Origin of the sequence: Francisella persica ATCC VR-331 (genome assembly GCF_001653955.1) — a bacterium.
GTDB classification, from domain to species: Bacteria; Pseudomonadota; Gammaproteobacteria; order Francisellales; family Francisellaceae; genus Francisella; species Francisella persica.
In genome coordinates this window covers 197,976-210,111 of record NZ_CP013022.1, presented here as the reverse complement: position 1 = coordinate 210,111, position 12,136 = coordinate 197,976, and the positions used below count along the sequence as shown (strand labels likewise).

The following is a 12,136-nucleotide window of genomic DNA, read 5'->3' as shown; positions in this document are numbered from 1 at the left end:
TAAACTAGCTTAAAAATTATACTATTACTGTTATAATAAGTAATGAGAATCAGTTTTAAAACAAGAGGATTTAATAAATGGCTGTTATCAAGGCAAAAGACCTAATAAATAGTGTTGCAGAAGCATTACAATACATATCTTATTATCATCCAAAAGATTTTATTAATGCTGTGTATGAAGCATACCAGCGTGAAGAGTCAAAACCAGCAAAAGACGCGATGGAGCAAATTCTAATAAATTCAAGGATGTCAGCAATCGGTAAGCGTCCGATCTGTCAAGATACTGGGATGGTATGTGCTTTTGTCAAGGTTGGTATGAATGCTAAACTTGATAAAACGGATAGAACGATTACTGAACTTGTTAATGAAGGTGTGCGTCGAGGCTACAATGATCCATATAATCCATTAAGAGCATCTATGGTTTTTCCTCCCCATGGAGCTAGAAAAAATACCAAAGATAATACTCCAGCAATCGTACATATTGATTTAGTTCATGGTGATAAAATTGAGGTTGATATCGCTGCAAAGGGTGGTGGTTCTGAATTTAAATCTAAATTTAAAGTGCTAAATCCTAGTGACAGCATCATTGATTGGGTTGAAGAAATGCTTCCTACTATGGGTGCTGGTTGGTGTCCGCCTGGAATCATTGGAATTGGTATTGGTGGCACTGCAGAAAAGGCAATGCTTTTGGCTAAAGAATCTCTTAGTGAAGAGATTAACATCCAAGATATTATCAAAAATGGTCCACAAAATGAAACAGAGCAATTAAGACTAGATATTTATAATTGTGTTAATGCTCTTGGTATAGGAGCTCAAGGTCTAGGTGGTTTAACAACCGTTTTAGATGTTAAGATTAAAGAATATCCAACACATGCTGCATGTAAGCCGGTTGCTTTGATTCCAAACTGTGCGGCTACTCGTCATGTTCATTTTGTTTTAGATGGTTCTGGCGCTGTTGATTTACCAGCCCCTAAGATAGAAGACTGGCCAGTGATCGAACGAACACAAAATGATGATGTTAAGAGAATAAATCTTAATACAGTTACTAGAGAAGAAATTGAGGCATTAAGGTCAGGAGATAATGTTTTGATTAGTGGTAAGATCTTAACTGGTCGTGATGCTGCACATAAGCGTTTACAAGATATGTATAACGCTGGAGAAGAATTCCCTGTAAGCTTTAAAGATAGGTTGATCTACTATGTTGGTCCTGTAGATCCAGTTGATGATGAGGCTGTTGGTCCAGCTGGTCCAACTACTGCTACACGAATGGATAAATTCACTCCTTTTATGCTTGAGAAAGCTGGTATTATGGGGATGATAGGTAAGTCAGAGCGAGGTCAGGCAACTATTGACTCAATCAAGAAAAATAAAGCTATCTACTTCATGGGTGTAGGTGGTGCTGCTTATCTGATATCTAAGTCTATCAAAAAAGCTGAGGTCGTTGCTTTTGAGGATCTTGGTATGGAAGCAATTTACGAATTTGAAGTTGAGGATATGCCAGTAACAGTTGCTGTTGACTCTCTTGGAGTTTCAGCTCATCAGCAGGGTCCTAAACTTTGGAAAGCAAAATCGCTGAGATAAATAAATTTTAATAACTTTATGCAAGGTTTGGTATTTATTATAAAAATATTTTTTGTTGATTTAGCAGTATCTGTACTAGGCACGATAGCAGTAATTATTGGTAAGCCTAAGCAAGATAAGATAGTATCAAGATAAAAATCATGATATTTGATTTATTATAGATATTAATATTAAAATGTGAGTGCTTAATGGATATTATAGAAATAGATCAAAGTAATAATCATATTTATTATAACTTTATCCACAAATTGTATTAAGCAGAATTTGCTCCTTTAACTGCTAAAATGACTAATCAGCAAGGTTTGTAATACAGTTCAAACTGAATTTTTTATATTATCTAGTTTTAGAAGGAAAAATTAGTAGTGTCTTTGCGCAGTGTGTTATTCAAAGTTATAAAGGTTGCTGGCAAGTGAGGCAAATAAAAGTTGCTAATTATGCAGTTAAATTCTGGCTTAAGGTTATTAAACAATTACTTGGTGATAATTATCAAATATCAAGTGTAAATAATCCTGGATAGGTAAGAGTTTTGTATATACTAATTAAGTTATTATGAAAGATAAAATATTTGAATTTATAAAAAAAGTCCAAGCAATAGCTCATGTAGGAGTTGTTTATTCAAAGTGTCCATATGCTTTAGATAATTACCATGAGCTTTTAGAGCTAAGCTCAAAAATGCTGCATCAATATATTAAATCAGATGTCCAGCCTTATAATATCTATAGGGAGATGTATTATCCTACACCACAACCTGGTGTGCGTGTGGTTATATTTAAAGATAATAAACTTATGATGACTGAAGATGTTGATACTCCAAATGAATGGACCATTCCAGGTGGTTGGTGTGATATTGATCTTTCACCAGTTGAAACATGTGTCAAGGAAGTCAAAGAAGAAACCGGTTATGATATTAAGGTAGTCAAATTTTTAGCTTTAATGGATAGAAATAAATATATTCAAAGTGAGATATATAACGTTTATAGTCTGGTATTTTTAGCAGAAATTATTGGTGGTAAAAATAAGCCAAATTTTGAAGTTAAGAAAGTTGATTTTTTTGAAATTGATAAGTTACCAAAGCTATCACATAAGCTTACAAAAACAGAGCTTGATATTGCTTTAGAAGCATATAAACAAGATACAATATATTTTGAATAGTAGTGAGGAGGTAAAATATGATAAAAGTATTTGGAATAAATAATTGCACTAGTGTTAGAAACGCACTTAAATTCTTTGAAGAAAAGGGTAAAAAAGTTAAGTATGTTAACCTTAACAAAGAAAAACCAACCTGGCAAGAAATGCAGCAAATAAAACAAATTGGTGGTTTTGAAACTATTGATCTGTTTAATTCTAACGGTAAGCTTTTTGCTGAAATGGGTCTTAAAGAGAAATTTGATAGTTTATCAGAAGAAGAAGCATTTAAACTTCTAGTTACAGATGCTTTATTATTCAAAAGACCGTTAGTTGTAGATGGTAACTACGCTAGAACTGGCTGGAATAAGAAAGAATATGAAGAAAAATGGAGTTAGAATAACCTAACCTTTGTTACTTTTTACTCTGTAGCAACAGCTAGAAAAGTTTTTTTGAGTTCTTTATCCTGATGTTTATGTTCTTTACCCATACTACCATATAGATTTTATATACTGCCAGTACTTAAATAAGCTTAAGAAACAAAATGTAAAAATCGTTGGTAAAATAGCAAATTTTAACCATTCAATAAAATCGATTTTGTCAATAAGAGAGAAATCAGATAGGCTTATTATGTGTGTAGGTAAAGATACTATTTTTTGCTGAGAAAAATATTCTAAAGGTAAGCAAAGCATGTATCCAAGAATAATAACTAATAATAGGCGCAGGAATTTTTTTGATAAATAAATATTATCAGTATAATTAAACATGTTATAAACAGTAATGTATGTACATTTAAGCTATTAAGGGTTAATAAGACCTTATTAGAGGTTAAAACCACTATTTATAAAGACAATAATATAGGCGATAAAAAGTCCAATTCCAGCACCTAAATATTATTCCTGATCAGAAAGTTGCTACTAAAATAGTTTGCCATAGTAAGTGGTAACTTAGATGGGGTATATACTAAGAAAATATTCATCACCATTCCAGGAGCAATTACAAAAGAGCGAGTAAATAATCACATTGTTATACTTGCTAAAAGCAGAGATTAGAATCGTACTAGTAACTAGCTTATTAATAGGCATCATGTTGTTGCTAAGATTTTGAGATTAACGACGATGATCTAATATATTGCTAAAATGAGGATAATCCAGCTAAAAATATTTTTATATCGATGCATTATGTGCCTTTTAAAATGACTCTATGTTATATAACACAATATTTTAGCTAAATAGCTAAAAGTTATATTCTAGAGATTAGTAGTAAAAAAGTCTATTTACTTTGATTATTTATTTTACTTTGCCACGCAAAGTTATATCCTATGTATCAATGACTATATCATTCTCAATAACATAAAACCCATCATACAGGTTAATAGTTGGATCACAGTAAGGCACTATCATTTCTATAACAGGTTGTACTCCAGTTACATTTTTTATATCGTAGTCGATTTCATATGTGCCGGTTCCAGAACCTTATTGTATTAGATGACCTGTATTTCTATTTGTGCTTTTAGCTGACCAGCGTTGTTTAAAAGTTGTTCTGTAGTACTAATTTTTGCATATATTTGATGTGTTGTAATTGACCAGAATAGCATTGTATTCCCTTGATCTGTAAATAATTTTCTCGATAGCTACTCTCTATAGCAAGTTTTAAAGCGACAGTAAAACTTATACCTGTACGGGTAAACAGCATCAATATCAATAAGCATATTGTAGTTGCTCTCCAAGCGTGTTTAGTTTTTCAATATTTGTTAATTAGTCTGTAACAACAATAGTTTCCCGAAATATTTGAAGGATTTTAGCTAGTGCCTCAAGCTTTTTATTGGTAACAATTAGAGATGTGATTAGGTTTTTATCGCTGCTTTTACAAGTTCTAAGGCTTTTGTAGGTTTAGTTATCGAAATTCCTATATATTCCATAGTCTAATTGTAATTTACAAAATATTAGGACATTTGTGTATTTTAGCATTAGGCCTTACTTGTTTACCTACTATACTGTTATACATTTATATTTATACTTCCTTTACTTATTGTGATTAATTTTTTACCAAATCCTTTTATATACCCGCCAGGAATAGATTCAATTAATGGTTTAAGCTATAGCTCAAATAAAATTGATGTTAATTAGATTATATGGAAGTTTTGATTTTGATAATGATTTTATCAACTGTAGTTAGTTTATCTATGCTATCTAAAATTGTTTTCTTAGATTCACTTAGGGAGATGATTTTGTTATTTTGGTTGTCAGTAGTTGATATTTGTGAAGTGTTTGAGATTATATTTATTTCTTCGATATCATTAATGTTACAAACAAAATTAGCTCCTTTTTTTATAAGTTGATTGCAGCCTTGACTAGTAGTGCTAAAGATACTACCAGGTATGGAAAAACTTCTTTGTTTTGCTCTAATACAAGTTCAGCAGTTGTCAAAGAAATACTCTTACTTGCGGCTACTACAACTACTCCTCTAGATAAGTCACTGATTATACGATTTCTCTGTGGAGAAGTTATAGCGTAATACACCTGTTCCTAAGGGAAATTCTGAGACTATCAGATCAGTCCGTCAGAGTTGATTATTATAAAGCTCTCTATTTGAATTTATATATTACAACATCTACACCAGTGACTACTAAAGCAATAGTGTTAGTTGTTATTTATAGCATATTTATGAGCTAGAGTGTCTATGTCATACGCTAGACCAGATATTATAGACAGCTGTGAATCTTTGAGTTCTGCACATTTTGCTATGACATTTTTGCTGTAGCTAGATATCACCAACTATGGCTAATTGCTGACTACCTCTACAATGTAGTATCAAATGAGGGTTGCTTATATGTCTGAGGTTGTATTGATAACGACTATCTATATACGTGATTATTTGATTTTTGTTGCTAGAAGCTAATCACTCATAAATATTCTAAGTATTTTCTCTAGCTTTTAAAAGAATCTTATATTATCAAAGTAAAGTGTAATAGGAAGCGTAATTAAGCTTTTGGTAGTAATTATTAAATCATTATAAGATAGTTGTGGCCATTGAATTACTTGTAATTTCTTGTAATGAATTTATAATTAGAGCTATAGAATAGTGTTGAGATTCCCTATAGACAAAACCATAGCCAATATATTTAGGTGGGACTGGAAAACCGTCAGTTCTAGTTTCTGGCTCATATAAAATAACCTCAGCACCGACTTTAAAGCCATCGGCTTCACCTTTGTTCAATAGTATACTGTTATAAGATGATGAGAATGTATTTGTGTTCATTACATCTTCAAGTATATTAGCAGTTACCTTACTTTTCATTTTAAAAGTTTGTTCTGGTAGTTTTTGTGAAACAATATCATTAGGTATTACATAATCACCGACACTAGCTTCACGAGTAAGGTTAGATATTGTCATCGCTGTTATACCTTTGAAAGTATAATCATATTTTGCTGTACCTAATCTATAAACTTTTTTATCAGCATTAAATGCAGATATTGGTTTTGGTTCAGATATTATTATGAAGTTATTGTTATCTTTGGCTGCTGTATATTGTTTATCGGCAAAAATTTTAAAGTTAATCCCTAGTATTGGACGTTTCTCTCTAGAATCATATATTCTAGAAACATTGTTTAATTGATCATCATTAAGTAGGTAAACATTTGAGAAGAATTTTATATATTCAGCAGGTTTGACATGCTCTAAATGGTTTTCAATATTGTCAATTTGCTCAATAGCTCTATTTTTTATAGTGATTTCAACTCTTTGGTTTATAGCTCTACTTGAAGTTGAATCATTTGGTGCGATAGGATCTTGATAGCCTAGAGCTTTGATAGTAATTCCATCACTAGAATTAAGACCTTTATTTACAAGATAGTCTTCAACATTAATCGCGCGATTTTTTGATAATCTGATATTGTAGTCGGTTAAAATTTTTTGATCTGTCAAAATTTTTGATTCGACTTTTCCAGCATAGCCTCTAATTGTAAATCTTGTTGCATCAGTTAATTTTAAGTAGGCAAAAAGCTTATTTAGAACTTCTTTAGCTTGGGCGTTTAAGGTATAACTATCAGCCTCAAATTTTATATTTGTTTCAATCAGATTTGGTCCTGTTTGCTCTTTTACACATATAAATGATTTACTTGACTGAAGCAGCTCAGCAGTACATGGCTCTAAGGTTGGAAATGTTAGCGAACCATTATTTTTATCTTTATCACCATCTAGTGTTTGGCAGGCTAAAAGTGTTGTAAATAATGACACTACTAAGCATAGCTTTAGTAATTTTTTCATGTCATAAAACCTAAAATTAATATTTTATAATTTTAAGTTTACTATAAACTTGTGAGTGTGAGTAGATATTTGTCGTAGCTCTAATTAAATTTAATAATCTATTGAGATATAAAAAACTAGTCTCGATGCAAACAAAAAGATGACTAAACCACCTAAATATGGTATCTTGTAGTGTAAAAAGTATATAAGTAAATAGCATGAAAATCACACCAGATAGTTTTGTAAAAATGCACTTTAAATTTAGACTTAAAGATGGCTCTATTGCTGAAGATACCGAAAATTATAACAGACCTTTTGTATTTGAGATGGGGCAAGGCTGTTTTACTGAGAAAGTAGAAAATGAACTTGTTGGAACATTAATTGGTGAAACCAAACGAGTGGTTCTAATGCCAGAAGAAGCTTTTGGTGAGAAACATCCTGCAAGTATCTATTCGGTACCAAAATATATGTTTCCTAAAGATATGCAGTTAGAGGATGGTCTTATAGTTTCTTTTAGCCAAAAAGATGGCTCTAAGTTACCAGGATTGATTACAGAAATTAATGATCAAGATGTCACTGTAGATTTTAATCATCCACTATCAGGTCAGATAATCGTGTTTGAAGCTAAGATTTTAGATGTGGCAGACAAAGAGGAGGATTTAGGTGAAGATATTACTAGCTAACCCAAGAGGCTTTTGTGCTGGTGTAAGTCGTGCTGTCGAGACCGTAGAGAAAGTCTTAGAAGTTGAAAAATCACCTATCTATGTGCGTCATGAGGTTGTTCATAATAAGGTTGTTGTTGATTCTCTTAAGAATAAAGGTGTAATTTTTGTCAAAGAAGTTGATGAAGTGCCAGATGATGCTGTATGTATTTTTAGTGCTCATGGAGTTTCTTCTAAAGTTGAAGAAGATGCAGCTAAGAAGAACCTAGTAGTTTATGATGCAACATGTCCTTTAGTTACCAAAGTACATAGAGGAGTGCGTTTAGCAAGTAAGAATGATGCTGAATGTATCTTAATTGGTCACAAAGGTCATCCAGAAGTTCAAGGTACTATGGGGCAGTATCATAGCAAAAAAGGTGCAATTTATCTTATAGAAAGTGAAGAAGAGCTTGTTGAACTAAAAATAAAAGATCCAGATAACCTTTACTATGCGACTCAAACTACTTTGTCGGTAGATGAGACACAGGGAATGATACAAGCCTTAAAAGACAGATACCCAAATATTAAAGGACCTAAAAAAGAAGATATTTGTTATGCAACGCAAAACCGTCAAACAGCTATAAAAGCAATGCTCAAACGTATTGATGTTTTAGTTGTGGTAGGCTCACAAAATAGTTCTAACTCTAATAGATTAAAAGAGTTGGCTACATTAGAAGGCATAGATGCTTATCTTGTCGATAATCCTTTAGATGTTGATAAGTTGTGGTTCGATAATAAAAAAGTCTGTGGTGTCAGTGCTGGTGCTTCTGCGCCAGAATACCTTGTTCAGCAAATAATTAGCCAGATATCAAAAGTTTGCTCGGCAGAAGTTGAGGTTGAGGAATTTGAGGGTATTAAAGAAGAAGTCTATTTTCCACTACCAAGACTTTTAAAGCAAAAGGTTGGCACAGATAAGATAGAATAATATGCAAAGATCAATCAGAGGAGCTACTACTATAGATAAAGATACTAGACAAGATGTCATAAGTGCGACAAAAGAGCTTTTGCAACAAATTATTCGACATAATGATGTTAATACTAATGATATTGTAAATATTGTGTTTACCGCTACTACTGACATCAAATCAGAGTTTCCAGCTGTTGCAGCGCGTGAGCTTGGTTTGGTTGATGTTCCTTTAATAGATTGCCAGCAGATGATGTGTGATGGAGCTTTAGAGTATTGTATTAGAGTTATGTTGACATATAATACTAGAAAAACTCAAGTAGATATTAAACATATATACTTGCGTGGAGCAGAAGTGTTAAGACCTGATTTATTAAGACAAATATAAGGTAAAAGATTATGTGGTTATTAGAAAATATAGATATGAAAAGATCAAAATATATACTACCTAGTTTATTTACTAGTGCTAGTTTACTATTTGCTTTCTTAGCAATTATAGCAGCTTTTAATGGTAATTTTGTCTCATCTGCGATGTATATGCTTTTAGCAGGTTTTGCAGATGCCTTTGATGGTAGAGTAGCCAGATATACACACACTCAAACTGAATTTGGAGCTGCTTTAGACAGCTTAGCAGATGTGGTTTCATTTGGAGCTACTCCAGCTTTAGTTATGTATTTTTGGAGTTTGCATAACATCGGAGCCTTAGGTGCCGCTATTTCGTTTTTATACTTACTTGCTGTAGCATTAAGGTTAGCTAAGTTTGATACTATGCCTGCTGGCGATAATTCAGAGGAAAGTATAATTGAGTATCATTTATACTTTTATGGTATGCCATGCCCAGCTGGTGCTGTTACTATATCAGGATTAATCTGGATGGGGCAAAGAACATTTGTTGGTGATTATGCTTTTATAACAGTTATTTTAACTACATTTACAGCATTATATCTTGCTTTTATGATGATTAGTGACATTAAGTTCAGAAGTTTTAAAGATAGTGATGGTAAAGGTAATATCAGTAAGTTGTATGTGATTTGTTTTATTTTAATTATTCTTATGTTATTTACGATGCCTGATAAATTACTTTATTTGATTATGATAGGCTATGCTTTATCAGGTCCTATATCTCATTATAGATGTAAAGCTAAGATTAAAAATAGTAATCTAAATGAAGAGTCATCAGTTGATGGCAAAAAAATAATAGACGTTGAGAAGTAGTTATTTATTCTTTGATCGTAATAAAAGCATCATGGCTTGGGTGGCTTGTTCAGCTATAATCCCAGCTGATACACCTCAAGGTTGTTGTATATGGCCTGACTCATTTGATTCTATGTCTTGTTGAGTTGGTGGTGGAGCTACATAACCAAATGAATTGTCTTGTAAGCTTGTGCATGATATTAAAGCTGTAGTAATTATAGCTAAAGTTAATAAAGACGTTTTTTTCATAATATATGTTATAAAGTTTTGTGCTTTATATAATAACAGATTTATATTTTTAGATGCATTAAATGGTTTATAATTGATAGTAGTTTTCGTATAATTAACTGCAGTGTACTTATGAAAATAAATAATTATAGTTTTTTGGGAATATTTTATGGATAATTCTATTTCTTTAGTTGAGCTAGTACTACATGCAAACTTTATAGTTCAACTTATTATGTTAGCTTTAGTTATAATGTCAGTATACTCATGGGCAATCATGTTTGAAGTTAATAATCGTGTTAAAAAGTACCGAAATGAACAGGTGCAATTTGATAAGCTATTTTGGGCTGGACATCATATCCAAAAGTTATACGATTATTATTTACAACATAAAGAAAATATTTTTGGTAAATCAATAATATTTTGTTCTGGTTTAAGAGAGTTTAATAACCTTAAAGATACTTGCATGTTAAGAGGTGATACTATACTAGAGGGTATGGAAAGGACCGTTGGTATAGCAATATCACAAGAAGCAAAAGAGCTAGATAGAAAGCTTCCAGCACTAGCAACAATAGGAGCAGTAGCACCTTATATCGGTCTAGTTGGAACTGTATGGGGTATTATGTCATCGTTTAACACGCTTGGTGGCGTTGAGCAAGCAACAATTTCGGTAGTTGCACCACATATTGCTGAAGCTTTGATAGCTACGGCATTAGGTCTTTTTGTTGCTATTCCTGCGGTTATTGGTCACAGTAAATTATCTAACCAAGTTGATGATATTTTATCAAGCTATGAGTCATTTCAAGATGATTTGTGTATTTTACTTCTAAAAGAAGCACACAGAGATGAAATACAACATCAAAATCAAGAAAGCTTGTAATAAAGACTTTTGCTTATGAAAAAAAGAAATAAAAGATTTTTTAGAAAACAGCGACCTATGGTCCAAATCAATGTAGTACCTTACATTGATGTTATGCTGGTACTACTAGTAATTTTTATGATTACAACACCTATTTTAACTCAAGGTGTAAAGGTTGATCTACCTAAAGCACAATCAGAAAAGATACCTTTAAACGATAGCAAGCCAATAGTTGTTACAGTAAATAAACATGGTGAGTATTTTATCAATCAAGGAGTTAATGATCCTAAGACACCTTTAAGTTCAGGAGCATTAGCAAATGCAGTAGTGAGTTTGTCACAGCAAAATCATGGTAAGCCTGTTTATGTGAGAGGGGATACTAGTGCAAGTTATGGTGAAGTTGTAAAAGCTATGGCTCTTATTCAAAGGGTGGGCGTTGATAAAGTAGGGTTAGTCACAGAAGATGGCAAATCTTAATTATCATAAATTCTTAAGGTTCTGTAACAAGCAAATAGATGGGAATCCATTTTTAGTTAAGGCTATATTAATCCATATTGTTTTGATAATTTTGTTGTATATTTTATCTTTTGTCAGCAGCCTAAGATTTGAATCAACACAGGCATCTTTGAGTGCGCAAGTTTCAAATATGCCAAGGAAATTTGAGATTATCCAAGCCACCTCAATAAGTAGCAATGAGTTAAATAAACAAATCTCTGCTTATGAAAGTCATCAGCAAGAATTAAAACAAGCAAAAGAAGATATAAAACAAGCTAAATTACAAGCTTTAAAGCGTCATCAGCAAGAGATGAAGGAAAAAGCTGAAGCTGAAAAAAGAGTAAAACTTGAAGCTAAAAGAAAAGCTATTTTAGCAGCAAAACGCCAAGCAGAAGAAAGAAAGCAAAAAGAAGCTGAACAAAAGCGTAAAGCAAAACAACAAGCTGAAGAAAAAGCTCGTCAAGAGATATTAGCAAAAGCTAGAGCAGAAGCCGCTGCTAGGAAACAAATTGAGCAAAATCAGGCGCAATCAGCTATTTCTAGCTATATTACTGAGTATCAAGATCGAGTTGGTGCTAACTGGATTAAAGATTCTTGTAGAGGAATTTATGATTTACCTCGAGCAATTATTAGAAATGGTAAATTTATTAATCTTACAGGCACATCTGGTAATTATAGATGTGATCAATCATTAATTGATGCAATTAAGAATACCACACCGCCTGTGATTACAAATAATGTGGCAAGAAAAACTATACAAAAAGAAAATATAAGTTTTATATTTAAACAAAGTTAAAGAGGAATA

At 32.2% G+C, this 12,136-nt stretch carries 12 protein-coding genes and 3 pseudogenes; 11 read left to right on the top strand and 4 right to left on the bottom strand.

From position 1 onward, the window contains the following. The first annotated feature begins 77 nt into the window (after nucleotides 1–77). From FSC845_RS01080 to FSC845_RS01070, 3 genes are all read left to right on the top strand, one after another. Entirely contained in the window at nucleotides 78–1,580 is a 1,503-nt protein-coding gene (locus FSC845_RS01080) for a fumarate hydratase (RefSeq protein WP_064461398.1), read from the top strand. A gap of 549 nt (nucleotides 1,581–2,129) precedes the next feature. After that, nucleotides 2,130–2,732: an NUDIX hydrolase N-terminal domain-containing protein gene (locus FSC845_RS01075; RefSeq protein WP_144416510.1), complete on the top strand. Its 603-nt coding sequence runs from the start codon at nucleotides 2,130–2,132 to the stop codon at nucleotides 2,730–2,732. A gap of 17 nt (nucleotides 2,733–2,749) precedes the next feature. Continuing rightward, the gene (locus FSC845_RS01070; protein ID WP_064461396.1) at nucleotides 2,750–3,103 is read left to right on the top strand and encodes an arsenate reductase family protein; all 354 of its coding nucleotides are present in this window, start codon (nucleotides 2,750–2,752) and stop codon (nucleotides 3,101–3,103) included. A 29-nt stretch (nucleotides 3,104–3,132) separates the two neighbouring features. Here the strand turns inward: FSC845_RS01070 and FSC845_RS06820 are convergent. Further along, a pseudogene (locus FSC845_RS06820) lies at nucleotides 3,133–3,828 on the bottom strand (NCS2 family permease); the annotation flags it as partial. Nucleotides 3,829–4,890: 1,062 nt separating this feature from the next. Here FSC845_RS06820 and FSC845_RS08460 point away from each other — a divergent pair. Further along, nucleotides 4,891–5,046, top strand: a complete 156-nt coding sequence (locus FSC845_RS08460) for a hypothetical protein (protein ID WP_236940290.1) — start codon at nucleotides 4,891–4,893, stop codon at nucleotides 5,044–5,046. On the opposite strand, the pseudogene FSC845_RS08455 reads toward FSC845_RS08460, so the two are convergent. Both FSC845_RS08455 and FSC845_RS01060 read right to left on the bottom strand, forming a co-directional pair. Further along, nucleotides 5,036–5,479: pseudogene (locus FSC845_RS08455) on the bottom strand (DNA-processing protein DprA). The gene FSC845_RS08460 and the pseudogene FSC845_RS08455 sit on opposite strands and share 11 nt — an antisense overlap. A gap of 238 nt (nucleotides 5,480–5,717) precedes the next feature. Then, a complete protein-coding gene (locus FSC845_RS01060) occupies nucleotides 5,718–6,974 on the bottom strand; it encodes an OmpA family protein (RefSeq protein ID WP_064461395.1) in 1,257 nt (418 codons plus the stop codon). Between the two features lie 197 nt (nucleotides 6,975–7,171). Between FSC845_RS01060 and FSC845_RS01055 the strand changes: the two genes are divergently transcribed. From FSC845_RS01055 to FSC845_RS01040, 4 genes are read left to right on the top strand one after another with little or no spacing between them, the layout of a single operon-like run. Then, the gene (locus FSC845_RS01055) at nucleotides 7,172–7,636 is read left to right on the top strand and encodes an FKBP-type peptidyl-prolyl cis-trans isomerase (protein ID WP_064461394.1); all 465 of its coding nucleotides are present in this window, start codon (nucleotides 7,172–7,174) and stop codon (nucleotides 7,634–7,636) included. Then, nucleotides 7,617–8,579, top strand: a complete 963-nt coding sequence (ispH, locus tag FSC845_RS01050; RefSeq protein ID WP_064461393.1) for a 4-hydroxy-3-methylbut-2-enyl diphosphate reductase — start codon at nucleotides 7,617–7,619, stop codon at nucleotides 8,577–8,579. The genes FSC845_RS01055 and ispH overlap by 20 nt, the downstream gene beginning before the upstream one ends. A gap of 1 nt (nucleotide 8,580) precedes the next feature. Further along, entirely contained in the window at nucleotides 8,581–8,946 is a 366-nt protein-coding gene (gene aroH, locus FSC845_RS01045; RefSeq protein WP_064461392.1) for a chorismate mutase, read from the top strand. A gap of 11 nt (nucleotides 8,947–8,957) precedes the next feature. Continuing rightward, on the top strand, nucleotides 8,958–9,773 hold the full coding sequence (locus FSC845_RS01040) for a CDP-alcohol phosphatidyltransferase family protein (protein ID WP_064461391.1): 816 nt from the start codon (nucleotides 8,958–8,960) through the stop codon (nucleotides 9,771–9,773). Between the two features lie 4 nt (nucleotides 9,774–9,777). Here FSC845_RS01040 and FSC845_RS01035 read toward each other — a convergent pair. Beyond that, a pseudogene (locus FSC845_RS01035) lies at nucleotides 9,778–10,001 on the bottom strand (hypothetical protein). 148 nt (nucleotides 10,002–10,149) lie between these two features. Here FSC845_RS01035 and tolQ point away from each other — a divergent pair. Genes tolQ through FSC845_RS01020 form a run of 3 tightly spaced genes read left to right on the top strand, consistent with a single transcriptional unit; the run spans nucleotide 10,150 to nucleotide 12,127 of the window. Next, nucleotides 10,150–10,857: a protein TolQ gene (tolQ, locus tag FSC845_RS01030; RefSeq protein WP_064461390.1), complete on the top strand. Its 708-nt coding sequence runs from the start codon at nucleotides 10,150–10,152 to the stop codon at nucleotides 10,855–10,857. Nucleotides 10,858–10,872: 15 nt separating this feature from the next. After that, nucleotides 10,873–11,313 (top strand): protein TolR, encoded by a 441-nt coding sequence (tolR, locus tag FSC845_RS01025; RefSeq protein WP_064461389.1) that lies wholly within the window; start codon nucleotides 10,873–10,875, stop codon nucleotides 11,311–11,313. Then, nucleotides 11,300–12,127: a cell envelope integrity protein TolA gene (locus FSC845_RS01020; RefSeq protein WP_064461388.1), complete on the top strand. Its 828-nt coding sequence runs from the start codon at nucleotides 11,300–11,302 to the stop codon at nucleotides 12,125–12,127. Before tolR ends, FSC845_RS01020 begins: the two co-directional genes overlap by 14 nt. Nucleotides 12,128–12,136 lie beyond the last annotated feature (9 nt).

Excerpts from the sequence above, each read along its gene's own strand:
- FSC845_RS01080 (WP_064461398.1), top strand. The coding sequence starts at position 78 with ATGGCTGTTATCAAGGCAAAAGACCTAATAAATAGTGTTGCAGAAGCA.
- FSC845_RS01075 (WP_144416510.1), top strand. The coding sequence starts at position 2,130 with ATGAAAGATAAAATATTTGAATTTATAAAAAAAGTCCAAGCAATAGCT.
- FSC845_RS01070 (WP_064461396.1), top strand. The coding sequence starts at position 2,750 with ATGATAAAAGTATTTGGAATAAATAATTGCACTAGTGTTAGAAACGCA.
- FSC845_RS08460 (WP_236940290.1), top strand. The coding sequence starts at position 4,891 with ATGCTATCTAAAATTGTTTTCTTAGATTCACTTAGGGAGATGATTTTG.
- FSC845_RS01060 (WP_064461395.1), bottom strand. The coding sequence starts at position 6,974 with ATGAAAAAATTACTAAAGCTATGCTTAGTAGTGTCATTATTTACAACA.
- FSC845_RS01055 (WP_064461394.1), top strand. The coding sequence starts at position 7,172 with ATGAAAATCACACCAGATAGTTTTGTAAAAATGCACTTTAAATTTAGA.
- aroH (WP_064461392.1), top strand. The coding sequence starts at position 8,581 with ATGCAAAGATCAATCAGAGGAGCTACTACTATAGATAAAGATACTAGA.
- FSC845_RS01040 (WP_064461391.1), top strand. The coding sequence starts at position 8,958 with ATGTGGTTATTAGAAAATATAGATATGAAAAGATCAAAATATATACTA.
- tolQ (WP_064461390.1), top strand. The coding sequence starts at position 10,150 with ATGGATAATTCTATTTCTTTAGTTGAGCTAGTACTACATGCAAACTTT.
- tolR (WP_064461389.1), top strand. The coding sequence starts at position 10,873 with ATGAAAAAAAGAAATAAAAGATTTTTTAGAAAACAGCGACCTATGGTC.
- FSC845_RS01020 (WP_064461388.1), top strand. The coding sequence starts at position 11,300 with ATGGCAAATCTTAATTATCATAAATTCTTAAGGTTCTGTAACAAGCAA.